The organism is uncultured Aquimarina sp., from assembly GCF_947492405.1.
In the GTDB taxonomy this organism is placed as follows: Bacteria; Bacteroidota; Bacteroidia; order Flavobacteriales; family Flavobacteriaceae; genus Aquimarina.
Genome location: NZ_CANLMP010000007.1, coordinates 69,273 through 93,385, shown reverse-complemented (window position 1 = coordinate 93,385; position 24,113 = coordinate 69,273). Strand labels below are relative to the sequence as shown.

19 protein-coding genes are annotated in these 24,113 nt (G+C 32.8%); 4 read left to right on the top strand and 15 right to left on the bottom strand.

Annotated features, from left to right (window positions below; translation table 11 throughout):
- Window positions 1-56: 56 nt before the first annotated feature.
- The 14 genes from Q0829_RS22045 to Q0829_RS21980 form a co-directional block, all read right to left on the bottom strand.
- Window positions 57-620 carry a hypothetical protein gene (locus Q0829_RS22045; protein ID WP_298547031.1) on the bottom strand — a complete coding sequence of 188 codons (564 nt, stop codon included), beginning with the start codon at window positions 618-620 and terminating at the stop codon, window positions 57-59.
- 278 nt (window positions 621-898) lie between these two features.
- Window positions 899-1,603, bottom strand: a complete 705-nt coding sequence (locus tag Q0829_RS22040; RefSeq protein ID WP_298547029.1) for a hypothetical protein — start codon at window positions 1,601-1,603, stop codon at window positions 899-901.
- Between the two features lie 10 nt (window positions 1,604-1,613).
- Window positions 1,614-2,216, bottom strand: coding sequence for a hypothetical protein (locus Q0829_RS22035; RefSeq protein WP_298547027.1), 603 nt, complete (start codon window positions 2,214-2,216; stop codon window positions 1,614-1,616).
- 128 nt (window positions 2,217-2,344) lie between these two features.
- Window positions 2,345-2,929, bottom strand: a complete 585-nt coding sequence (locus tag Q0829_RS22030; RefSeq protein ID WP_298547025.1) for a collagen-like protein — start codon at window positions 2,927-2,929, stop codon at window positions 2,345-2,347.
- A 149-nt stretch (window positions 2,930-3,078) separates the two neighbouring features.
- Window positions 3,079-3,375 (bottom strand): hypothetical protein, encoded by a 297-nt coding sequence (locus Q0829_RS22025; RefSeq protein ID WP_298547023.1) that lies wholly within the window; start codon window positions 3,373-3,375, stop codon window positions 3,079-3,081.
- 36 nt (window positions 3,376-3,411) lie between these two features.
- Complete coding sequence (locus Q0829_RS22020) at window positions 3,412-4,053, bottom strand: hypothetical protein (protein WP_298547021.1); 642 nt, start codon at window positions 4,051-4,053, stop codon at window positions 3,412-3,414.
- 48 nt (window positions 4,054-4,101) lie between these two features.
- Complete coding sequence (locus tag Q0829_RS22015) at window positions 4,102-4,713, bottom strand: SIMPL domain-containing protein (protein WP_298547019.1); 612 nt, start codon at window positions 4,711-4,713, stop codon at window positions 4,102-4,104.
- Between the two features lie 70 nt (window positions 4,714-4,783).
- Window positions 4,784-5,323 (bottom strand): peptidoglycan DD-metalloendopeptidase family protein, encoded by a 540-nt coding sequence (locus tag Q0829_RS22010; RefSeq protein ID WP_298547016.1) that lies wholly within the window; start codon window positions 5,321-5,323, stop codon window positions 4,784-4,786.
- Window positions 5,324-5,357: 34 nt separating this feature from the next.
- Complete coding sequence (locus tag Q0829_RS22005) at window positions 5,358-6,383, bottom strand: kelch repeat-containing protein (RefSeq protein WP_298547014.1); 1,026 nt, start codon at window positions 6,381-6,383, stop codon at window positions 5,358-5,360.
- Window positions 6,384-6,536: 153 nt separating this feature from the next.
- Complete coding sequence (locus Q0829_RS22000) at window positions 6,537-7,847, bottom strand: hypothetical protein (RefSeq protein WP_298547012.1); 1,311 nt, start codon at window positions 7,845-7,847, stop codon at window positions 6,537-6,539.
- Window positions 7,848-8,146: 299 nt separating this feature from the next.
- Window positions 8,147-9,412, bottom strand: coding sequence for a helix-turn-helix domain-containing protein (locus Q0829_RS21995; protein WP_298547010.1), 1,266 nt, complete (start codon window positions 9,410-9,412; stop codon window positions 8,147-8,149).
- 202 nt (window positions 9,413-9,614) lie between these two features.
- A complete protein-coding gene (locus Q0829_RS21990; protein ID WP_298547008.1) occupies window positions 9,615-13,508 on the bottom strand; it encodes a hybrid sensor histidine kinase/response regulator transcription factor in 3,894 nt (1,297 codons plus the stop codon).
- 156 nt (window positions 13,509-13,664) lie between these two features.
- Window positions 13,665-15,356 carry a helix-turn-helix domain-containing protein gene (locus Q0829_RS21985; RefSeq protein WP_298547005.1) on the bottom strand — a complete coding sequence of 564 codons (1,692 nt, stop codon included), beginning with the start codon at window positions 15,354-15,356 and terminating at the stop codon, window positions 13,665-13,667.
- Between the two features lie 102 nt (window positions 15,357-15,458).
- Window positions 15,459-18,311 (bottom strand): exo-alpha-sialidase, encoded by a 2,853-nt coding sequence (locus Q0829_RS21980; RefSeq protein ID WP_298547003.1) that lies wholly within the window; start codon window positions 18,309-18,311, stop codon window positions 15,459-15,461.
- 135 nt (window positions 18,312-18,446) lie between these two features.
- Here Q0829_RS21980 and Q0829_RS21975 point away from each other — a divergent pair, with 135 nt between their 5' ends.
- The 3 genes from Q0829_RS21975 (at window position 18,447) to Q0829_RS21965 (ending at window position 21,910) form a co-directional block, all read left to right on the top strand.
- Window positions 18,447-19,736 carry an aminopeptidase P family protein gene (locus Q0829_RS21975; RefSeq protein WP_298547001.1) on the top strand — a complete coding sequence of 430 codons (1,290 nt, stop codon included), beginning with the start codon at window positions 18,447-18,449 and terminating at the stop codon, window positions 19,734-19,736.
- A gap of 193 nt (window positions 19,737-19,929) precedes the next feature.
- Window positions 19,930-21,420: a serine hydrolase domain-containing protein gene (locus Q0829_RS21970; RefSeq protein ID WP_298546999.1), complete on the top strand. Its 1,491-nt coding sequence runs from the start codon at window positions 19,930-19,932 to the stop codon at window positions 21,418-21,420.
- Window positions 21,421-21,535: 115 nt separating this feature from the next.
- The gene (locus Q0829_RS21965) at window positions 21,536-21,910 is read left to right on the top strand and encodes a VOC family protein (protein WP_298546997.1); all 375 of its coding nucleotides are present in this window, start codon (window positions 21,536-21,538) and stop codon (window positions 21,908-21,910) included.
- On the opposite strand, the gene brnQ is transcribed toward Q0829_RS21965, so the two are convergent.
- On the bottom strand, window positions 21,907-23,193 hold the full coding sequence (gene brnQ / locus Q0829_RS21960; RefSeq protein WP_298546996.1) for a branched-chain amino acid transport system II carrier protein: 1,287 nt from the start codon (window positions 23,191-23,193) through the stop codon (window positions 21,907-21,909). The two genes, Q0829_RS21965 and brnQ, sit on opposite strands and share 4 nt — an antisense overlap.
- A 70-nt stretch (window positions 23,194-23,263) precedes the next feature.
- Between brnQ and Q0829_RS21955 the strand changes: the two genes are divergently transcribed.
- Window positions 23,264-24,043 carry an alpha/beta hydrolase gene (locus Q0829_RS21955; RefSeq protein ID WP_298546994.1) on the top strand — a complete coding sequence of 260 codons (780 nt, stop codon included), beginning with the start codon at window positions 23,264-23,266 and terminating at the stop codon, window positions 24,041-24,043.
- Window positions 24,044-24,113: the final 70 nt, after the last annotated feature.

The window sequence follows — 24,113 nt, the reverse complement described above, 5'->3', positions numbered from 1 at the left end:
AAGAATATCCTGCTCACCGCTACAAATCCTAAATAATAAATATTAGTATCTAAGGGTTATTTTGGTATATTAAACATTTCGCTTATTTCTTCATACTTCATGTGATTAAGATCTTCTGCAGATCTTGAACCGTTTATAGACACTCCACCAGGAATAATTATATATCTAAAAACATCATTAAGAAACGATTCTCCTATCTCATTAATACCGATTCCTTCTACACCAATGTTAAGTGTTCCGGCATTTATTACCCTAAAAAAATAACTCTCGTTTAAAGAACCATAAAAGGTAACCGGAACCTTATAAATGGTATTGGTTGTACTTCTTGCATATACCAAAATCGTACCCGTATCCAAAATCTCTTGTGTAATTTCTGGAGCATCGATATTGAATGCATCAAAACCATCCGTAATATCATTCTCAAACCCAGAATCAATCCAATCAGAATACATCACGTTTGCTGTTCCTGGTTCTCCTTGTTCACCTTGCGGACCCTGTTCTCCTTGAGGTCCTTGTTCTCCTTGCGGACCAACGGCTCCATCTTCTCCCTCACAGGAAAAAATAAATACTGATAAAATTACTACAGTAATAAGCCTCCCTAAATTTGTCATTGCTTTCATTTTTTTACGATTTAAAAATTAATACAACAAACCTAGTAATGGGCTAAAATCAATGTGTCCGAAAAATTTGAAATTCAAAGAATATGGACATTATTTAGGGGGTTCCCCTGTATTTTCGGGGTGAAATGCCCCAGGGTTTAATAGTAATCTGAGTGCGTTTCTTTGCTGTTAAACTATCTTATAGACACATTCATATTCTACAGATTTTGTAGTTTGCTCAAATCATTCGTCACATTTGAGTTAGTGGATTTAGTTTCATCAAAAAATCAAAAACAATTTTAATCGTTTTCAAATATGAATGCTCCCATCAAATTTTCAATAGTATTGTTTTGATCCAATCCTTCTCCCCATTGCCCAATAAATGTAGCCGCTGGTGAACCATTTCTAGCATTCATATCACCTATCATTACTCTGTTATTAGTGTCGAAATTAACCGTTATAAATGATTCATCAATAGTCCAGGTTCCTGACATAGAAATTATATCTCCATCACTAGTTCCTAATAATCCAACGATACCTTCTTTAGTAAAGTTTATAGAATTACTAGAATCAATCATAGATATATCTGGATTATCAGATATGTCACTATTAAATCCTCCATAAAACAAACCCCCAACAAAAGTGTTCTTAATTGTTATGGTTGTGCTTGCCGTTTCTGATGAACTGGATGCTGTTATAATAATTTCTATTTCACCCAAAGGGATCGATCTATCCCAAGAAAGCACCCCTGTTTCTTCGTCAATAGATAAATTTCTCCTAAATAAATCATCTGGTGCGGTAGAGGGTAATGTAGTAGCAGAGAATGTTCCTGTTTCTCCTGACCAATTTACTACTGGAGGTATGGTTTCTCCTGCTTCTAAAAATAAGGTTTCTATATAATTTTCTTCATACACGATTCTTAAACCATTAGTATCATCATCGTTATTACAAGCCTGTATGATTATACATACCCATAAGGCTCCTATATATTTAATTGTTTTCATTTCTAAAATTTTATCTATTTATATCCAAAATTTCTCCGGAGCTATACATTTCTTTTAATCTGTTTTTTGAGATTCCGTAGGACAATTTGGAATAATTTTGAGGTTTATTGATTTTATATATTCTACTCTTTTTACTTATTTCATATTCATTTGGAGCCACAAATACGCTATCCTTTGAAACAGCGGTTACTTTTAAAGTAGAATAATTTCCTGTTTCAATTTTGTATTCATAGATATCCCCATCCATCGGAGATGCTATGTACTCAAGTGCTAATTTTTTATTCTGGCTATCAGCATAACTACCCCAAATAATCAAAACTATAAGCATCCCTAAACCTACAAATTGCCATGCAGGACCTTTAGCAGAGTTTTTTAAGATTTCGTACTCCTTTCTTATTGGTGCTGGCATCTCTCTAGTTTTAAGAACATTTTTACAATGCTGACACTGAGACATTCCTTTTTTACCAATTGGAAATAACGGAATCCAGAAAACATGAACATGTCTTCTGAATACACTTAAAATTAGAGAACCTTGAGTTTCGCAACTCGGACAAGTAGATGTTTTAGATTGTTCAGATTTTATATGAACTGCTTTACTTCCATAAAGTATCATACTCTTTTTATTTTAGTGGTTTACACAAAACGACACTAATAATATCTTTTTAAAAGGTAATATTAGCCTTATTTTTTAAAATCCCCGAGACCAGATCCCAGGGACTTTTAGATTACTATTTCAAATAATTATTGGATGTTAAAAAGGGTTGCTATTTCCTGGTAAGACATATTTTTATAATCATTAGCTGATTTTCCTGCTGCGACTCCTCCGGGGATTATTACATATCTAAAATCCTCGAAGAATGCAAATGCACTAGTAGCACCATCCAATGTTGCGACCTGTATCCTTAAGGTAAAACCCCCATTAAAACTGGCAACCTCAAAACCATAAAAATCATTATCCGAAACCTGTATATACGGAAGTTGGTTTATCTCAGTAACTATAGAATTAACCACTCGTCTACCATACACCAATAATATATCTTGAGTAAGGTCAAAATCGCCAAGACCTAATGTAGCTAGCAATTGTTCATTGGTCTCTTGTGCTAATCCACCACTGTTTTCATAGTCTCTAACTATCCAATCAGAATACATCACATTTGCTGTTCCCGGATCCCCTTGATCTCCCTGATCACCCGGATCACCTTGAGGACCTTGGTCACCCGGGATCCCTTGTTCTCCTTGTGGACCTACAGCACCATCTTCTCCTTCACATGAAATAACACATATCGACATTAATACTACCGCTATACATCCGAATAAATTTTTCATTGCTTTCATTTTATAAAAGTTTTTTATGTTAATGAAGCAAACTTAAATAGGGAGTGTTTTCTAATTATCCGAAAAGATTGAATTTCAATGAATTCGGACATTTTAAATAGGTTTATGCCAAATTAAAACAGTTTGGTTAATTTTAATTATCATTCCATGTGTTCGAAAAGTGTTTTCACATTTCTTTTATTTTTGCCCCAATCAAATATTTGAGTAGAAAGATAGCATTCACTCTTTATCGTTACATTTCCATCTTTTTCAATTCTTATAACTATTTTTTCTGACCAAGACCAAATATTTAATTTTGATTTGGCATAAATAATCCCATTTTCTTCATCAATCTGTTCTGTCTCAAACTTAGATATTTCAATTGCCTCTTTAGCGTTTTGAATTAATTCAGGCTTGCTTAAGTTATATTTTTTTGAATCTTCGAACGTTGCTCCCATTTGTTATTTTTTCATATCGAGAAAAATCCTCTCTGATTAAAATTTATTTTTAGATAATGTTTTTTTACAAGAAATAATTTGTGAAAGTTCCGATCCAAGTTCTATTTCCTCCCAAATATGAAGATCATCTTCAATGGATAGAGGGTTTTGATTGGATCCAATATATCGTTTTATTGACGCTACAATTGGATCACTACTATCATTAATTTTTAGTATTGATTTTCCTCCAGGAATACTGATACTACCTTCATACTCGTAACAGAATACCAGGACTTTATCTCCTTTCTTAGCGTCAACCTGTGCAAAACAATCCGAGGTAACATACTGTTCGTCTTGGTAGGTTTTGTTTTTAAGTGCTGCCGCAATAAGTACTTTATCCACTTTTATAACCCCCATCTGGGATGCATACTGTTGCTGTTCTGTTTTTTTGTAAACTTCATGAATAGTTCCCAGAAAAACCAAACTATATTGTTCACCACAGTTGCCTATAAAAGGACCGTTTTCAGGCCACCAGTAGGTATAACCAACCTCTAATGTATCTGATTTAACAAATGTATCTGTAGATTCTTTTTCAATCTGATTTATTAACGGTTGTTCTTTTTCCTGGTTCTTATTTTTATCTGAACAACTAGTAATTACAATAACAAAACTGAGAATATATGTCTTAATTAAATCCATTTGATCATCATCTTAAATAAAGATACTTTATACAAAGTACATATATGGCTATTCTAATGAAAATGTAACTTTTACATAATATTTGGAAGGCTTTTTGATCCCTACACTATTAAAATAATCGTATTTATAATTTAGGTCTTCAACCCTTATTACTTCTTTAGCTTTTTTGCCCACTTTTGATGCTATTTGTTCCGCTCTTGCTCTAGCATCATCTATAGCTTTTTTATTCAATGCTGCAATTTGTTCATTCGATATTTCTTTTGAAATAATATCAACCCTAGCGCTTCCAATTCCTTTCATTTTTTGACTTATTATTCTTTTTACTTCTTCTAAAGAACTCGTCTCGTAATAGTATTGCGAAGAATAATTATACAAGGTAGAAGTAATATTATAATATACATCTTCTTTAAATTGATCAAAGTTAATATTAACCTTACTTAACATGGAGGCATACTCTTTTTTTAGTTCTGCGATACTTTTAGCAGAAACATTGGTGTAATTATCCCCTACAACTTCTCTGAATTCAACAGTGATAAGGTACTTTTCGATTTCAATAATTTTTATTGTTTCACCAAATACGGTGATAGAATTTTGTTGTTGTGCATTTACACTACTGTAACAAAAAACGAATAGGATGCATAAATTTTGTATATACTTCATGATTTTTTTATTAATGTTTAAAATTCAATAATTTAAAATGTTTTTTAGCTGTTTAGACAATCGTATTTCTCTAAGGAATTACGGTTTCGGCAACACACCAATTTTCAAAAAAATCAGTGTGTTGTTCAACAAAGTTCTCTGTTCCAAAATTTAGTGGGCAATAAGCTACATCATTGCTATCATTAATTCTGTTAACCTGAAGTTCTGTTCTGTTTCCTATACCTATGTTTCCTATTACTTGACCAGCACTCACTTGGTCACCTAACGAAATATTAAGGTCTAATACGTGGTCATAGATAATAAGCCAAGAAGATTTATCATTTGGTTTTATCCATATTTCGAAATCTTCAATATTAGCGTTCATTCTGATATCTTCTACTATACCATCTGAAACAGATAGCAGCTGTATATTGGATTGGCTGGTAAAATATTCGATTGCCGGGTTTTGCTGCGCAGGTGTTAGTGACTCCCCAAATGCTATAAATGAACTTACCTGATCAATTGCTATTGGTGTAATAGTAAAAGAGGGCGGTGTTTGATCCATAAAAAGATCATCATCACTACAACTCGCAACTAATAGACAAATCATCAAAACCTTAATTAATTTCATATCCAGTTTTTTAAGATTTCAGAATGCCACAGTACTATTGATATCCCCATATATCCTGAAAATAAACTGCTGTGTTCTCAAGACTAAAACCATTGATAACCCAAAGTCTATCCTCAAAATGTAAAGAGGTGTGATATCCTCTTTCTGGATATTTTTTCTTTACACTCACGTGTTCCCAGGCAGTTCCATCTTGACTAAACCAGATATCATTATGATAGTCATGTTTAGGTCCTATACCAGCTGTTAGCCACATTCCTTTTTCATTAACTGTAACTGCATGATTTCTTCTTGGAGAAAACTGAGCACTTGGTATTGCTAAGTTCCATTGAAACCCATTGTTAGAATACCAAACATCATTAAGGTAGTTTCCATTATTATCGTATCCTCCTATAACCCATATTTTATCATCATATACTACTGTTGCATGTCCATAGCGTCTGCCAAATGGAGCTAGATTAGTCACCAAATTCCATTGTTTACCATCACTACTTGTCCATACATCTCCTCTTACATCGAAATTAGGACTTAACCCGCCAATAAGAAACATTCTGTTTTTAATACTTGCCAGTGTATGCCATCTACGAGCAGAAAAAGGAGCATTTTCTATAGTCTGCACCCATTCTTTTCCATCTTTACTTCGCCAAACATCATTAAAGAACTGGTTTCCTTGCGTACCTCCGGTAATCCACATGGTATTATCAGCAACTGTCATAGCGTGGCCATATCTTGCTTCAAATGCTGCTTTAGAATTTATCTCTTCCCAGTTTTTACCATCTTTACTACACCAAACATCGTTAAATGTAAATTGATTTTGTATGCCCGCGATCATCCACATTTTATTTTCAAATACAGTAGAGGTATGAGCAGCTCTTCTTCCATAAGGCGTTTCTTTATTTACCACAGTACTTGGAAGATTAATTCCGTCGATTGGCAACATTTTTTCTGATGAAGCCTTAGGGATTTCTTCGCTAGTATAGTTATCATTTAATTCACAACTACATACTAACAGTGTGGTTACCAAAAGACTAAAAATGTATTGTATGCTACATCTATTTTTCATGTTAATCATTTTTAATATTATGATCAAAAATAAATGGAGTCATTAAGTTAAATGTCCGAGAAGTTTGAATTTCAAAGAATTAGGATACTATAATAAATTAAGTGTTGATATGATTATGGACAGAGAAGTAATTGTTTTTAGGGTTTAATAGTATCACAGTTTTGTTCTGCGAACTTTAATGACATACACCAGAATGATAATAATAACAGGGATTATAAAGAAAATTTCAGTAGGTATATTGGTTTGATTTTTATCTGTTGTCTCTTGTTTTTTTACGAGTGTTTTTTCCGTTTCGTTAGCCAGGTTATCCTTCAAAAAAATAGTGTCTTTGGGTAAAAGTTTTAGGGTAATAGTATCATCTGGTTCATTTTCTCGATACTTGCTTTCAACGATCCCAACCGAAGTATTTGTTCTTTGAATTCGTGCTCCAAGTGAGGGTTCTTGATAATACTTTTTAGAGAACTCCTCTTCTGGGTTTTTACCAAGTTGTATCCACTGTATTTCATCGTTTCGAATTCTTTGGTAATAATTGTTTCCTTCTACTATTTCTTGTTTCAAAAGTTCTTCTAACTCTTGTGCAGTAAACCTTTTTCCTCCTTTTTTTGTGTATTGATGATATATCGCAAATGCTACTTTCTGTTTATATAAACTTTTTGTTTCTGGTTCTTTACTATGATAAGAAGCCTTAAAATAAGCCCTTGATGCCAATTGCCTTGCTCCATTTTTCCAACCGTTAGCCATCAATAAATCTCCTAATGCTTCTAATAAAATCGGTGAATCATAATTCCCGAATTTCATCATGCCCATAATACCTTTAATGGCCTTATCAAGCTCTTCTTTAGGTAAGGTGTTGTTTTTTAAAAGAGTTCCTGTTTTGCTACTATATTTATTTGCTAAAAAAGTATAAAAATTATCCGATTTATATCGAGGAAAACGCTCATAACTAGGACTGAAATCAATAGATAATGGCAACACTACTTTTCCATTCTTCATCTTACTTAATACATATTCTACCAGGTATCGCTGATATATCTCTCTTCCGAAATGAGCATCTGGATTGATCGCAATTGCTTTATCTATATAAGTCAAGCCTTTAGAAAATTGACCATCATGGATATAGAAAGTTCCTAAATTGGCATATGTTTTATAGTTTTTTGGAACGATACTGTCTTTTTTTAGAATAATCTGAATCGCCTTTGAGTCATTGCCGATTTTTGAATATGCAACCGCAAGATCATCGTATAGGGCTATACTATCAGGAGATTTTCGAAGTTTTAAGGTTCTATCCTTAATTCTCCATTGATAGAACTCTGGTGAGTGTCTTAAGAACTTTCCTGATATTAATTCGATTACATCCGGAAATTGTATTCTTTCCATCTCTATAGTGTCATAATCCCAAAAACAAGAATACCCAAAAAAACAAGTAGAGAAGGTGCATACTAAAAATAGTGTAAGTCGTTTCATCAGTTTATTTTGTATATAAATTTAAAAAAAAGGATCCTCATCACTGTTGATCAGGTTAGATAATGAGGACCCACTAGTAATGAAAAGCAGTTGGACAAAAACCTAATCATTACATGTTCTTACCTCTATTCTAATTTAATACTCAAAATTTCTTCTGGTTCCTTTTCGATTCTTTGTAATATTAATATTCCTCTTGTCATCGGTCATAAAGTTTCCATTGGTTGAATTTTTGGAAAATATACCGCCTCTAAGAATAATTGATGTCCCGAAAGGTTGAAATTCAAAGAATCAGGACACCTTTACTTTTTTCTATAAATACTTGGAGAGATTCCGGTCATTTTTTTAAAGGAGCTATAAAATGTGGATTTAGAATTAAACCCTGATTCTAAGGCAATACCAACAATAGTGTAATTTACAAAATTGATATTCCTTAATTTTAACTTCGCATCTTCTACTCTAAATGTGTTTATATAGTCTGCGAAGTTTTTACCTGTTAATTTATTGACTAATTGTGATAAATAGTTACTACTAATTTTAAGTCTTTTTGCCACACTATCCAACCCTAAATTAGGATCTCTGTATATTTTGGCTTCTTTCATCAAAAACTCTAATTCTTTATAGTATGTGTTATCATTAGTGATATTACAGGTAGTGTTATTACCACATATCTGTTTTAGTTTTTTTTCTGTAAGTTTTGCTATTAAATGAAACAAGAATACATGATCATTGGTAAAAAAATTCTTTTCTGAATGTTCAGAATCTAACACCCCTATAATAACACCTTCAATACATATGGGTACAGATAGTTCTGACATTCTAGAAGCATCATCAATAATATATGCTGTGCTTTTACTTACATCATTGACACGTTGATATCTTCGTGATTTCGCAACATTCCCAACAATCCCTTTACCCATTTCTATTTTTATTGGGCTTACAATTTTTTTCTCTCCATTATTTTTATTCCCGAAAGCTGCTTTTTGGACCAAATATTGTCTTTCTTTATCAAACATATAGATAACACAATCTTCTAAATGAAGATGCGAAATACAATTTTCTACAATATCCCAGAGTACATCGTTTACATTATTCTTTTCAAAAAGTGAAGTTGCAAAGTAACTAAGTATAGAGATCGTCTCAATAGGAGCATTGTGTATATAATCCTTGTCAAATTCCTGAAAAACCTCATCAAGATAGGGTATGGGTAAGGCAGTTTTTTTATGTCTAGATGGTTTTTCTTCTTTAGTATTTGTTTCTCTTTTATCCTGTTTTAGGTTTAAAGATTTTTTTTTCTGAATACTATTCTGATCAAACGAAATATAAAAAGAATTACTTAGTAACAACAAGTTTGATTTTTCTGAGAATACATAAAAAAAGAAAATAGATAAGGTCGCTAGAATAACCCAAAAGTTTATTCCTATACGTACATCACTATGTAATAAAGGTACATAGTTTTTTAATGTATAAAGTATACTTGTAATGATTACAAATACTATACATGGTTTAAAAAGTTTACGAGTTGTTTCTGAGGCGTTTTTATTGCCTGATTTTTTCTGAATGTCCATTTTGATTTTTTTGTCCTTACCAAAAACTACTTGAACTACACCTCAAAAGAGACACTATATAATTCAAAATAGTTCTTGATTGCTTTCAATTACAAAAGCAAGGTAAAACAAGAATCAAATGCTGTATTGCACTATGGTTACCATTACTTGTACTACAGTTACATGAATGGGTTATCTGGCATAAATAAAGGGATTCTATCCATTATTTTCTAGATTCGGATGGTGGTTTCCCGAATTCTTCTACATATACTCGAGAGAAATATGCCGGGTCTTTAAACCCTGTTTGATATGCAATTTCTGCTATAGAATATTCTTTATTATTCAATAAATCGCGTGCATGCTGCAATCTAATTTTACGAATAAATTTTGTTGGAGACATGCCTGTTAGGTTTTTAATCTTTCTGAACAAATGGACTCTACTCATATGTAATTGCTCAGCTAATACCGGTATACTAAACTCATCATTGTCCATATGGTCTTTTACAATATCGATCACAGACTGCATAAAGCTGTCTATAATTTTGTTTTCTGAAACCTTACCTACCTCCTCCTGATCATACTTTTCTCGAAGTTTTGTTCTGGTATGTATTAAATGATTTACCCGAATCAACAGTTCTTCTCTATCAAAGGGTTTTGCTAAATAAGCATCTGCTCCAATTTTTAGGCCTTCGATCTGACTTTGCTGATTCGCTTTAGCGGTTAAGAAAATAAGTGGGATGTGGTCTGTAGCGATATGGCTTCTAATCATTGTCCCCAACTTAATACCATCCCATTTAGGCATCATAATATCAGAAACCACCAGATCCGGAAGATGTTCCTGACATAATTCCCAAGCTTCCTGACCATTATTGGCTAATAATACTGTATACGTTGGTTCCAGACAAAATTGAATATATTCTTGTACTTCTTTATGATCTTCTGCTACTAAAACTATTGGTAAAGATGCATCCTGCATGATCAAATTTTCTTCAGAGTTTTGAACCTCTGAAGATACAATCACGGGTGCACTTATTGTAAATGTAGTTCCTGATTCTTCTTTGCTTTCTACTCTAATATTCCCCTTCATTAGTTCTACAAGTTCTTTAGTCAATGTTAACCCTAGTCCTACACCTTTTTCATTTTTGGTTTGTGATCTTGTAAAAGGGTCATATAGAATCTCCATGAAATCAGAAGAAATTCCAATACCCGAATCCTTCACAATAACATGGATCATAGCATTGTTGTCTTCATCTTCTAAATAATTTATGTGTAAAGACACTTTTCCTCCAGTTACATTATATTTAATCGCATTAGAAACTAAGTTCGTAGTAATTTTTCTCCATTTGTCTTCATCATAATAGATGTGTAATTCTTCTTGGTCACTAGAAAATGTAAGCGAAATTTCTTTTTCTTCAGCAAGGGATTTAAATGAATACAACAAATACCGCTGAAAAGAAACAAAATCACCCATCTGTTCGTTCATCTCTAATTGATCTTCTTGCATCTGTGCAATTTCCAAAATTTGATGTACCTGATTGGATAAATGATTTGCTTGATTTTCGATCTGATGTAAATGCTTATCTTCTTTATTTAAAATCCCTTTATTGTTCTTATTTCTTATCTGATCTACAGCACCCAAAATAACAGTTAGAGGAGTTCTAAATTCATGAGCAATCTGATTAAACCATCGTGTTTTAACCTCTGCTAAACCAGAAACATGTTCTTTCTCTGTTTCGGCTATTTTTCTTCTTAATTGGATTTTATAAAAGGCATACATTAACAGCAATAAGAATAACCCATACATTACATATGCGACATTAGTCTTATACCAAGGAGGTAATACAATCACTGATATGGGATTGTGCATTACTTCCCATTCATTTTCTGAACTAGATGCTCTGACGTGTAATTTGTATTTCCCTTTAGGTAAATATGATAATGTAATTAATCCGTTTTCCTGTATTGGTAACCAATCGTTATGAAACCCCTGTAACCAAAACTGATATCCAACATTTTCAGGCCTTTCATAGGTTAATGTCTGGAAATAAAAACTGATACTTTGATCTTCTGGATATACTTTAATAGGATCTTGTTCTATTTTCCTTTTAGCAGGAAATTTTTCTATCAACGTTGTGTCAGCCTTATATTTTGTAAATGATAACCAAGCTAAATTAGGGGTGTTATCTATTGTTGAAGTCAACTGATCCGGATGAAAGTATTGAACTCCTACTTCGCTCCCAGTCCATATATATCCTTCTTTATCTTGATATATAGAACTAAGTACCATAGAATTATCATATAAGCCATCCTTTACATTATAATTACTGAATTTTTCAGTACTTGGGTTATACGATATAATTCCATGACTTACCGTACTCAACCATAAAACACCATACGTATCACTAGTAATATTTAATATCTTATCATTTGGCATTTGATCATTTCTAAGAAATCTTTTAAATTTTCCTGTATTGATATCAAGATTATTAAGCCCTCCATCGGTACCTATCCATAGCAAACCTTTATTGTCTTGATGTATAGATTGAATCAGGTTAGAACTAATACTTTGAGGGTTATTGATATCATGAAGATATGTTTTGTAACTATGAGAACTATCTTCGGTGATTGTACCAGCGTTTGAAAACTTAAGCAACCCTTTTCCAATACTTCCTAACCATACATTGTCTTGATTGTCTGCATACAACTCTATAATACCTGTGTTTTCTTTAAAAACAGGAATATTAAAATAATGCTGACTCTTTAGGTTATAAACAATAATATTATCCCATTGCGCAATCCATAAACGTTCATTAGAATCCTCTATAACTTTCCAACTTACCCCTATAGGAAATTCTACATCAGAAAAATAGATCGACTCAGTCATTTCTGTATCGGGGTTTACTTTTAATAATGCCTGTTGATTTTCGTCATCACTACCTATGATGTACAAAAATTTATCGCTGGCACATACCATAGATGTAACTACACTTTTTCTGACTTTTTTAGGAGGATTCTTAGGATTTTTATCCCAGGAATAAATACCATCAGGAAGTGCAAACCATATCTTATTACCACATCCCACAATTTCTCTAACTTTACCTAAATGGCCTAAAAAGGGATGTCTAAGCGGCTTGTGAGGTATCAGTTGAAATACACCTAAATTAGTTCCAATCCAATAGTTATCTTCTTTATCCTGAAACATACAATTGGCCTTAATTCTTTTTGATGATTTAAAGTTTAATAAGTCCTTTAGCTGTATTTCAACCTGTTTACTGAGATCAGGTGAGAATTTATAGATTACATCTCCGGCATTTACCCAGATGTATGCGTTCTTATCTTTAAAAATAAATGGGAGTTCTCGTACACTTGTCCTGTATTTAGTTTCAAAATCCAGTTTTTTCTGATGCCAAATATCATCAGATTGATAAACCAACAATAGTTCCTCGGTTGTATATACCAGCGTACTATCTTTAGAAATCGTAAAAATATTGTAGAATGATTTCCCCTCAAAAAGATCCATTTTGTGAATGGTATCATCTCTAACATCATGTATTTCTTGGGATTTTCTTCCTAAAATACGGTTTGATCCTTTTTCTGAAATACTAATATTAGATGATGGCTTATCATAAAATCTTCTGATTGTGCTATCTCGTGGATGGTATCGAAATGCTCCAATAGTAGAAGAAATCCAAATATTTCCTTTATGATCACTTTCCAGATTGTTAATAAGGGACATATTATAATTTGTCGTGTCTGATTTGATAAAAAGTTTTGAAAAACTTTCTTGATATGGATCCAAAACATTTACTCCTCCTCCTAGTGTTCCTAAATATATCCGGTGATCATCATCAATTTGTGTTATACATCGTATCCAATTGGCTCTAAGCGCTCTGGTATCCCCTGGAACATATGTGAAAATCTTAAATTTCTGACCATCAAAACGATTTAACCCATATTGTGTACCAAACCACATAAAACCATCTTCGTCCTGAAAGATATCAGAAACCCAATTGTTCGACAACCCATTAAAAACATTATATGATTTGACATCATAGGTAACTCCTACTTGTCCAGAAACATTAAAAGAAGACAGTAGAAAGCATATACTAAATGCCATTAATTTATGAATGTACTTCATGGGCTCTTATAAATCTCATGAAACTTAACAGGTATTGTACCATGGTATATCTTATTGTAAAAGAACAACTTTTTTTACAATATCCAGCTTTAAGCTCATGCTATAAAAAGTTTTAAATCAATGAATTGTTATGGGTTATTTCATCTCTAATGAAGCTTCTCTGTACTCTTTGGGCGAAATGCCTGTGTGTTTTTTAAAAGCGCTATAAAAAGTAGATTTAGAATTAAAGCCTGCTTCTAATGCTATATCTAGTATGGTATAGTTTATAAATTTCGGGTTTTTAAGCTTTGACTTAGCATCTTCTATACGAAAACTATTTACATAATCCGAAAAATTAGATCCACTTAATTTGTTGACCATTTGGGATAAATAATTGCTGCTTATTTTCAACATTTTAGAAATGCTGTCCAGACCTAAATTCGAATCTCTATAAATTTTAGCCTCTTTCATCAAAAAATGAAGCTCTTTAAAATACAAATTATCATTGGTTATGTTAGTTGTATTCTTAATATTAAGCTGCGCAAGCTTCTTTGCTGTAAGTTTAGCAATAAGTTGAAATAAAAGAATATGATGTTCATTAAAAAACCCTTCTTCAGAATGTTCAGAATCTAAAACTCCTATAACTTTATCTTCAATCATAATCGGAACTGCTAATTCAGACCTCCTACTTATATCATCCACAACGTATCGATCATCATAGGCTACATTGTACACGCATTCATATTCTCCTGATTCAGCAACTTGCCCTACGATTCCTTCTCCTATAGAAATTTCTATTGGACTCAATATTTTGCGCTCTCCTTGGTTTTTGTTTCCAAATGCAGCTTTCTGAATAAGTGCCTTTTTTGATGCATCTAATATATATATGATACAGTCTTCTAATTGGAGATATGCTATACAATTTTCTACAATATCCCACAATACATCTTCCAGCTTATTTTTATCAAACAACGATGTAGAAAAATAGCTTAATATCCCTGTAATCTGAGATGGCTTGTCATAATGGATCAATTCTAGTTCTTCTTCTGAAAACATATGATTCAGTCCTGACATTCTAAAATTCTGAATTGCTTTTTGCACTGCTTCTTCATCAGATTGTTTTCTTTTAGATACTTCATTAAGATGCGTTGATCCTAAATATAAAAACGTGTAAAAAAACAGTAGATATAGGATCCAAAATGGATAGTATGGAAAATGACCGCTTATATCTTCTCTTATAAAAAACAGAACAATCGTTAATAACCAAATCACATTGAACGTAATAAATACGGTAACAATGGTTTTAATCCATTGTGTTTTTTTCCTTACCTGATCAAAAGATAGTTTACCAATAGTTTTTTCATACTCACTAATAATCAAAAGATTCCAAATACTAAGAATAATACTAAATGTCAATGTTGAGTTTTCATCAATTTCGGTATGAATAATGGTAAAAACTTCTTTCGAAATCCACGCGTAATCCAAGAAAACATTTACCTTAAGTATCGTGTACAATACAAAAAAACCAATAAACGGAAGGAACAAATAATTTCGATTCCTTTTGTATATTTCTTCTTTTTTTAGATAGTAACAGATAAATGCCGTAAAATATACTGGTGACAGATATTGAAAGGGAATAAAAAAAGCTAGTATCCAAGCATGTTCCTTGTGGACTCCAAAATCCATTAGTAGTACTTGTATTATTACAAGATTAGCGGTAATTAAGATTCCGTAAAAAAACCGATAGGTTTTGCCCTTTTTCCAGTAAACAAGCAGCTTCCACAATGCCATAACAACAAGTGTCAGGCATCCTAATAAGATGACCGTATTGTAGGGATTTACTTTCATTACGTTGGTTAATAAACTTTACTATAAAGTAACGCAAAAAGATTGATTGTCTTTATATAATTGTCTAATAAATCCTAAACGTAATAAATCTAAGTTTATGTTTTATTTTACCTCAAAAGGAACTTTTTCTGTTTGTTTACCATTAGAAATAATCACTTCATATTTTCCGACAGGAAGATAGTACTTACCGTTTTTTCTTTCTGAAATGTCTTCATCCGGAAACTCTTTTAACAATGCTTTTCTTCCTTTATCAGAAATTGTAAGGTCATACTCCGTATAATTCAATCCTTTATCTGAGTCCGAAGAAAACTCCTGAAGCGTTTTTCCACTTTCTGAAGCAATCTTAACGGTAACGGTTCCCACGTTATTTGCATAATATTTAATAGTCTTAGAAGGCTCATAGGCATCTAACCACTTACTCCAGGAGCTTCCCCAACGAGGTGAAGCTTTTACTTCATTCATTGGATACAAATACAATTCAGAATCAAGTACTTCTGTGTTTAAATTTTGTAACGGTTCAATATTTGTTTTATAAATGCTTCTACCATGAGTTCCTAACAACAAATCGTTGGCTTCGGGTTGTATCACAATATCGTGCACTGCTACGTTTGGCACTCCATTAGAAAATACCTGCCAAGTGTTTCCTTTATCCAAAGAAACATAGGCACCATTATCCGATCCAACATACAACACATTTTCATTTTTAGGATCTTCTTGTATTACGTTAACCGCTGATATTGGCAATTCTTTTGCTATGTTTTTCCAGGTTTGACCATAATCATCACTCATATATACATATGCAATAAAGTCATCCCATCGATATCCATTTAAGCTCACATAAACTCGCTCTTTTTTATGAGTAGAGGCAACAACCCTAGACACCCATAAATCTTTCGGAAAACTATCAGAAATTTTATTCCAATTACCTCCTGCATTTTTGGTAACATAAACCAAACCATCATCACTACCTGTGTATATCAACCCAAACTGAAAAACAGATTCAGAAATTGAAGTTAGCGTGCCATATGCCACATTTCCTTTTTTACCTCCATTGGTAAGATCCTTCGAAATTGCCGTCCACTCATCTCCTTGATTCATCGATCTCATCAATTTATTTCCGCCTAAATACAAAATATCTTGATTGTGTGGTGATAATAAAATAGGTGTCTGCCAATTAAATCGATACGGTGATTCTCCTAATTCATGTTTTGGCTGGATATAAGTTTGTTCATCAGTTGATCGATCTAATCTAAAGTAATTTCCAAACTGAAATCCAGTATACACAATATTATTATCTCGATTATCAATCTGTACCTGCATACCATCACCTCCCATAATACTTTTCCAAGGATAATGACCACTTTGATGCCAGGAAGCATCTTCTTGAGCAGTTACAGAACCAACCCAAACACCGTTATCCTGTAGTCCTCCATATACATTATAAGGTTTCTCATGATCTATATTGATTGCATAAAACTGTCCAACACTAGGTTGATTGGCCTTAATCCAATTCTCTCCATCATCATAGGTAATATTGACACCACCATCATTTCCATTAATAAGATGGCTTGGGTTATTAGGGTTTATCCAAAGCGAATGATGATCTGCATGTACATTTTCTGCACTAATACTTTTATACGTTTTTCCTCCATCTTTTGATTTTAGAATCGGTACTCCAGAAATATAAATATGATCTTTGTTTACAGGGTTTACTTGTATTTGAGCAAAGTAATATCCATAACTATAGAAGATGTCATCCAGATACTCCTTATGTGTTTTTTTCCAACTTTTACCACCATCATCACTTCTGTACACCTCAGCACCAATTACCGGAGTATCAAAAAGAGCTGCATTCGCATTTTCTAAATACTTTGCCAAATCAATTGGCTTTACAGAACCGCTTCTCACCATTTGTTTCACATTTTCTGCACGATACTTTTCCTGAAATCCATTTGTTTTTAAGTAGCGATTCAGTTTTTTGTCTTCTAAATTTAAAAAAGCATCTACAGACATGGTTTTAAAATCATCTTTAATGAGTCCAGAACTTTTTTCAGTTTTTTTACTATCATCTCTTCTAAATTGGCTATCGTGAACAGCATACAAGGTATTCTCATCAAAAACAGCTAATCCAATTCTTCCTACTCCATTCCCCGTCGGGAAACCACTTCCTTCTATCGAAATTTTACTCCAGGTGTTTCCTGCATCTGTACTTTTATAAATTCCTGACCCCACTCCATTTCCTTCAAAATTCCAAGCTTTACGATCCTTGTCCCAGGCTGCAGCATACATAATATTGAAATTATCAGGAGCATATCCAACATCAATAATTCCCGTCTCACTATTAATAAACAATGTTTTTTTCCAGGTAGATCCTCCATCAGTAGTTTTATATATTCCTCTTTCTTCATTATTAGAATACAAATGTCCTGTAACTCCAACGATTACCTCATTAGAATTAACAGGGTTTATTACAATTCTTCCGATATGATGAGAATCAATCAGTCCAACATTCTGCCAGGTTTTTCCTTTATCATTAGATTTTAAAATTCCAATTCCTGCATATGACGATCTGGATGAGTTATTTTCTCCAGTACCAACCCAGATAGTTCCATTTTTCCAATCCACCGCAATGTCACCTACATTAATAGTTTCTGCGTTATCCAATACAGGTTCGAAAGTCGTTCCATTATTTATAGTATACCATAACCCGCCAGAAGCATAACCAACATAAAACTCTGAAGTATTTCCCGGGTTTACATCTACATCTACTACGCGACCGCTCATAACAGATGGACCTATGTTTTCAAAAGGAACATTCTTAACAAGAGATGATTTTTCTAGTTGTTGTTTTTGTAATAATCCTTTTTGAATCTCTTCAGCTTGTGTAGCAGGTTGCTGAGAAAAAATGGAAATACTAACGAATAATAGTAAAAAAGTTAAGCTATAAGTTTTCATTACGATGGAAATTTAGTTGGCTGAAAGTATAGAATGCTAATATAGTGTCAAAATTTTTAGATATTGTTTAACAATACATCCTCTTGGCTTTAGTATTTTTGGAATTCCATAATACACATCTAATACATTGAACATATGAAATATCACCTAATAGATAAAAATCTTTTTATAAAGAACAGAAAGAACTTTGTAGCTAAGATGAAACCTAATAGTATTGCAGTTTTTAATAGTAACGATATTTATCCTATTAGCGCTGATAGTACAATGCCTTTTGAGCAGCATAGAGATATTTTTTATCTAAGTGGGGTAGATCAAGAAGAAAGTATATTAATACTTTTTCCGGATGCGCCAAATGAAAAACACCGTGAAATCTTATTCTTAAAAGAAACCAGTGAATTAATTGCTATCTGGGAAGGTGAAAAATTAACCAAAGAAAAGGCTTTTGAAACTTCAGGAATAAAAACCGTGTATTGGTTACAGGATCTGGAGAAAGTATTCTTTGAGATCATGACACAATGTGATACCGTTTATGTAAATACAAATGAACATTATAGATCAAATGTAGAAACCGAAACCAGAGAAGATCGTTTTACCAAATGGTGGAAAGCTAAATATCCTGCTCATGCTGTAGCAAAAAGTAATCCTATTTTACAAAGACTGCGTTCTGTAAAAGATCCAATAGAAATTGATCTGATGCAAACCGCTTGTAATATCACAGAAAAAGGATTCAGAAGATTATTGGGATTTGTAAAACCAGGAGTGTGGGAATATAATCTTGAAGCAGAATTATTACACGAATTTATAAATCACCGATCTAAAGGTTTTGCGTATACTCCTATTATCGCTAGTGGTAATAACGCCAATGTATTGCATTATATCGAAAACAACCAACAGTGCAAAGAAGGAGAGTTAATCCTAATGGACATTGCTGCAGAATATGCTAATTACTCTAGTGATCTAAGCCGTACAATTCCTGTATCAGGTAAGTTTACGGATCGCCAGAGAGCAGTATATGACGCAGTTTTACGAGTAAAAAATGAAGCCACAAAAATGTTAGTGCCTGGTGCTATTTGGGCAGATTACCATGTAGAAGTTGGTAAAATTATGACTTCAGAATTATTAGGACTTGGACTTATTGATAAATCTGATGTGCAAAATGAAGATCCGGACTGGCCGGCTTATAAAAAATATTTTATGCACGGTACTTCTCATCATATTGGATTGGATACACACGATTATGGAATCTTAACAGAGCCAATGCAAGCTAATATGGTCTTTACTGTAGAACCTGGTATCTATATCCCTGATGAAGGTTTTGGAATACGATTGGAAGATGATGTTGTGATACAGGAAAAAGGAGATCCTTTTAATTTAATGGCAAATATTCCTATTGAAGCGGAAGAGATAGAAGAACTAATGAACTAGTAACATATTTTATATAGTCAAACATATTTAAAGCCTTGAGGATTCCAAAAAATCTTCGAGGTTTTTAAGTTAAAAATTTCTTAATGACCTTTATTGTCAAATGGAATAATATTTGATGGCATAAATTGTCTATCCGCTAAGTCTTATTTCTGTCGAAAACTATAGTAGCGGACTAAACTTTAAAACCATCATAATGACTTTAAAAAACACCAACAACTTTAAGACATTATTCATCTTATTAATGCTTCCGTTTTTATGTTATACCCAGCAGACAGCTAAAATAAGTTTTAAGGATGACCTTAATTTTCCTAAAGGAAAAATGGGGCAAATAGTTCAGGAAACTATAGACATGTTTAATGCAAATGATCCTGAAAAAATAACTCAGTTTATCACAAAACACAGTAAGGATGATATCCTGAAAAAATTCTCTTTAAGAGATATTCAAGAATATTTATTGGATAACTCAAGAAAAACAGGAGGTGTAAACTTTTATAGCGTAAGAACATATACGCCTCCCAATCCTGACAAAACAATAATCATCGTAAAAGACAATAATTTTGATGCCTTCTATTCATTTGTTTTAAGTTTTACAAATACAACAGATTACATAGTTGATAGTTTATGGTTTTCGTCTGCAGATGTTCCTTTGAATGTCATGGAATCAGATATATCAGAAACCGAATTCATAAATAAGACTACAGTACTTCTTAATAAACTTTCTACAAACGATATATTCTCAGGAGCAGTTTTGATAGCAAAAGGGAATAAAATTTTATTTGAAAAAGCCTATGGTGAAGCTTCTAAGAGGTTTCACGTGGCTAATACCATCAATACTAAGTTTAATCTAGGGTCGATGAACAAAATGTTTACAGCTATTGCTATAATGCAATTGGCAGAAAAAGAAAAGATAGCATTACAGGATCCTATCAGTAAATATGTAGATGAGAGTTGGCTTTCTAAAGAAATAACAGACCAAATAACCATCCATCATTTACTATCGCATACTAGTGGATTAGGAAGTTATTTTAATAAAACTTTTTTTACTTCATCAAGAGAATTATACCGAAATATAGATCAGTTTAAACCTTTAGTAAAAGAAAGTACTCTTTCATTTACTCCAGGAGAAAAATATAGATATAGTAATACAGGAATGTTGCTCTTAGGAGTGATTATCCAGAAATCTTCAGGACAGGACTATTTTGAATATATTAAAGAACATATTTATCATCCTGCTGGAATGATTAGTTCTGATTCCTTTGAGATGGATGAACCTATAGAAAATCTAGCTATAGGATATATTCCTACAGCCAATAACTCGACAGGTTGGAAAAATAATATCTTTAAACATGTTATTAAAGGAGGTCCTGCCGGAGGAGGTTTTTCTACGATTAAAGACCTACATAATTTTGCATTAGCATTGAGTAATGGAGAATTAGTTTCTAAATCATCCTCAGAACTACTTTGGACTGATCATATAAAATCTGGATACGGTTATGGTTTCACTATCAATAAAAGTAAAGCTGGTAAAGTTGTGGGCCATGGAGGAGGTTTTCCTGGTCTTAACTCACAAATGTCCATGTTTTTGGACAATGGATACATAATGGTCGTAATGTCTAACTATGATCGTGGAGCGGATCCTGTTGCAAAAAAAATTCGAGGGTGGGTAGAAATATTGAAAAAATAATTTCTCAGAATTTTAAGCTTTGGATTTTTTTAATACTATTTTCTAACATTTTATAGAATATTTATAATCATTTTATCGTTGCATAGCAAAACGTTAAAGAATAACAATGCAACGAATGAAAATTACAGCAGGCCATCAACAAGCAATGCCTTATTTGGTAGTCGAGAATGCAGATGATTTTATTGATTTTATAAGAAAAATATTCAACGCTCAGGAAATGATTAGAAAAGTAGATGCAGCTTATAAAGTGGAACATTCCGAAGTAATGATCGGAGATACTACCATCATGATCACTGAAGCTTCCAAAACATATCCAGCTCAACATACATCGATGTATGTTTATGTAAAAGATACCGATCAAACCTACTATAACGCTATAGATGCAGGCTCTACATCCTTAATGCAACCTATGGAAGAAGATTATGGAGCTCGTGGAGCTGGTTTTAAAGATCCTTATGGAAACACCTGGTGGATTGCTACGTTAAATTAAACTTCTTTTTTGCTAATTGTACTTCCTATTATTAGGTTCATAACTACCAAAGTAACTAAAGCAGGTAGTAACCAGGCTAAACTGTATTCTCCAAGCGGAATCATTTCTAAAATCGATTGTACCTGATTTTTAAAACCTATAGAAGCTAAAAAATCTGGTAAACTAAACACAATGGTAATAATAACAACAGCTCTGAATACTACTGATGAAGTAAATTTATCTGGCAGTACATTTAATAATATTAATACAATTGTAATTGGATAAATAAACATTAGTGCGGGAACAGCTACTACAATAATATCATGAACATCTAATTGTCCCATTACCACACCAAGAATACAGCCAATAATTGCTGTTATAATATATGCTTTTTGAGATTCTCTAAATATTCCTTTAATAAAATCAGAAGTTCCTGTTACTATTCCCACTGCTGTCGTAAAGCAGGCAAGAGACACTAGAACACTTAAAAAAGTGCTTCCAATGTTTCCAAGTGTTTTTAAACTTAAACCAGATAATAATTCTGTCCTACTAATTTCTTTTTCGAAAGCTCCATTAAATAAAGCTCCATTATATATTAGTCCGGCGTATACAATAAAGAGACCAATACCAGCAATGATTCCTGAATTACGAATGAGCGTTCTGTTTTCTTGAAAACTCTTTCTTCCTTTGATTCGAAGTGAAATAATAATAACTCCTCCCACTACAACGGCTCCAATTGCATCAAATGTTTGATATCCTTCTAGAAGTCCATCTATCACAGGTGTTGGAAAAATTGAACTATTCATCGGAGGATGTGTAGAAAAAATTCCAATGAAAATGATACTAAGAATAACAATAAAAATTATAGGAGTGAGGAATTTTCCTAGGATATTTAAAATTTTTGATCTGTTCAGTACAAAAAACAATACGAAACCAAAATATATACTACTCGTTAATAAAGAACTCGTGCCAAAAAAAGGTTGTATAGCCATCTCGTGAGTCACAGATGCGGTTCTGGGAGATGGTAATGCAATAGAAATCGCATAAACGATAAAACAATAAATAAGACTAAAAGTAGGGGACACTTTCTTTCCAAAGTCTAACATAGTTCCTTGCAATCTAGCGTGAGCAAAAATACCAAGTAACGGAAGTACCACTGCAGAAATAACAAAGCCAATAACAACCAAAAACCACATATCACCAGCTTTAAAACCCAGATTAGGAGGTAGAATTAAATTTCCTGCTCCAAAAAACATAGAGAACAAAGCAAATCCTGTTATAAAAGTTTCTTTATTAAATCGCATTTAGTTAGGTTTATATCGCTTAAACAAATATTGATAATTTGACAAAAAAGTTGAAATATAAAATTTCAAAATGACATTAGCATATAAAGGGATTGAAATTAACTACAACATCTTCGGAAAAGGTACCCCATTAGTTTTTTTACACGGTTTTTTAGAAAACTCGACAATGTGGAATGGTATAATTCCTCATTTTTCTGATACTCATAATTGTATCTCTATAGACCTTTTAGGCCATGGGAAAACGGATTGTTTAGGTTACATTCATAGGATGGAAGACATGGCAGAAGCGGTTAGAGCTGTTTTGCATAGCATCAAAATTGATAACCCTATATTCATAAGTCATTCTATGGGTGGGTATGTTTCATTGGCTTACATAGATTTATTTCCTAAACAAGTTTCTGGACTGGTATTACTTAACTCAACTTCTTTTCCTGATAGCGAAGAAAGAAAAATTAATAGAGGTAGAGCAATTGATATTGTGAAGAAAAACCCTGATGCATATACCAGTATGGCGATTGCTAATCTTTTTGCTGAAAAAAACCGTGACAAACATAGAGATCAAATTGAACTCATAAAAAATGAGGCTTCAAAAATACCTTTACAAGGAATCATTTCTGCATTAGAAGGCATGAAAATAAGAAAAGATCATACCACAACCTTATTAAAATTTAAAAAGCCAAAGATAATTTTTGCAGGACAAAAAGACCCTGTACTATCGTACCAACAAAATGTCGAAGAATCAAAACAATGTAAAACGGATTTGGTTTCACTTAATGGAGGCCACATGTCCTATATTGAAAACCGAGATGAGCTTTTAAAAAACCTTGATCAATTCTTACAACAATATTGACATATATTCCCCATTTTATGGTCTTCGCCCTCTATTACAAAAAGACCATAACCACTCCTTAATTATCCGA

Coding starts and splice junctions, on each gene's coding strand:
- Q0829_RS22045 (WP_298547031.1), bottom strand. CDS start 620: ATGAAAGCAATGACAAATTTAGGGAGGCTTATTACTGTAGTAATTTTA.
- Q0829_RS22040 (WP_298547029.1), bottom strand. CDS start 1,603: ATGAAAACAATTAAATATATAGGAGCCTTATGGGTATGTATAATCATA.
- Q0829_RS22035 (WP_298547027.1), bottom strand. CDS start 2,216: ATGATACTTTATGGAAGTAAAGCAGTTCATATAAAATCTGAACAATCT.
- Q0829_RS22030 (WP_298547025.1), bottom strand. CDS start 2,929: ATGAAAAATTTATTCGGATGTATAGCGGTAGTATTAATGTCGATATGT.
- Q0829_RS22025 (WP_298547023.1), bottom strand. CDS start 3,375: ATGGGAGCAACGTTCGAAGATTCAAAAAAATATAACTTAAGCAAGCCT.
- Q0829_RS22020 (WP_298547021.1), bottom strand. CDS start 4,053: ATGGATTTAATTAAGACATATATTCTCAGTTTTGTTATTGTAATTACT.
- Q0829_RS22015 (WP_298547019.1), bottom strand. CDS start 4,713: ATGAAGTATATACAAAATTTATGCATCCTATTCGTTTTTTGTTACAGT.
- Q0829_RS22010 (WP_298547016.1), bottom strand. CDS start 5,323: ATGAAATTAATTAAGGTTTTGATGATTTGTCTATTAGTTGCGAGTTGT.
- Q0829_RS22005 (WP_298547014.1), bottom strand. CDS start 6,383: ATGAAAAATAGATGTAGCATACAATACATTTTTAGTCTTTTGGTAACC.
- Q0829_RS22000 (WP_298547012.1), bottom strand. CDS start 7,847: ATGAAACGACTTACACTATTTTTAGTATGCACCTTCTCTACTTGTTTT.
- Q0829_RS21995 (WP_298547010.1), bottom strand. CDS start 9,412: ATGGACATTCAGAAAAAATCAGGCAATAAAAACGCCTCAGAAACAACT.
- Q0829_RS21990 (WP_298547008.1), bottom strand. CDS start 13,508: ATGGCATTTAGTATATGCTTTCTACTGTCTTCTTTTAATGTTTCTGGA.
- Q0829_RS21985 (WP_298547005.1), bottom strand. CDS start 15,356: ATGAAAGTAAATCCCTACAATACGGTCATCTTATTAGGATGCCTGACA.
- Q0829_RS21980 (WP_298547003.1), bottom strand. CDS start 18,311: ATGAAAACTTATAGCTTAACTTTTTTACTATTATTCGTTAGTATTTCC.
- Q0829_RS21975 (WP_298547001.1), top strand. CDS start 18,447: ATGAAATATCACCTAATAGATAAAAATCTTTTTATAAAGAACAGAAAG.
- Q0829_RS21970 (WP_298546999.1), top strand. CDS start 19,930: ATGACTTTAAAAAACACCAACAACTTTAAGACATTATTCATCTTATTA.
- Q0829_RS21965 (WP_298546997.1), top strand. CDS start 21,536: ATGAAAATTACAGCAGGCCATCAACAAGCAATGCCTTATTTGGTAGTC.
- brnQ (WP_298546996.1), bottom strand. CDS start 23,193: ATGCGATTTAATAAAGAAACTTTTATAACAGGATTTGCTTTGTTCTCT.
- Q0829_RS21955 (WP_298546994.1), top strand. CDS start 23,264: ATGACATTAGCATATAAAGGGATTGAAATTAACTACAACATCTTCGGA.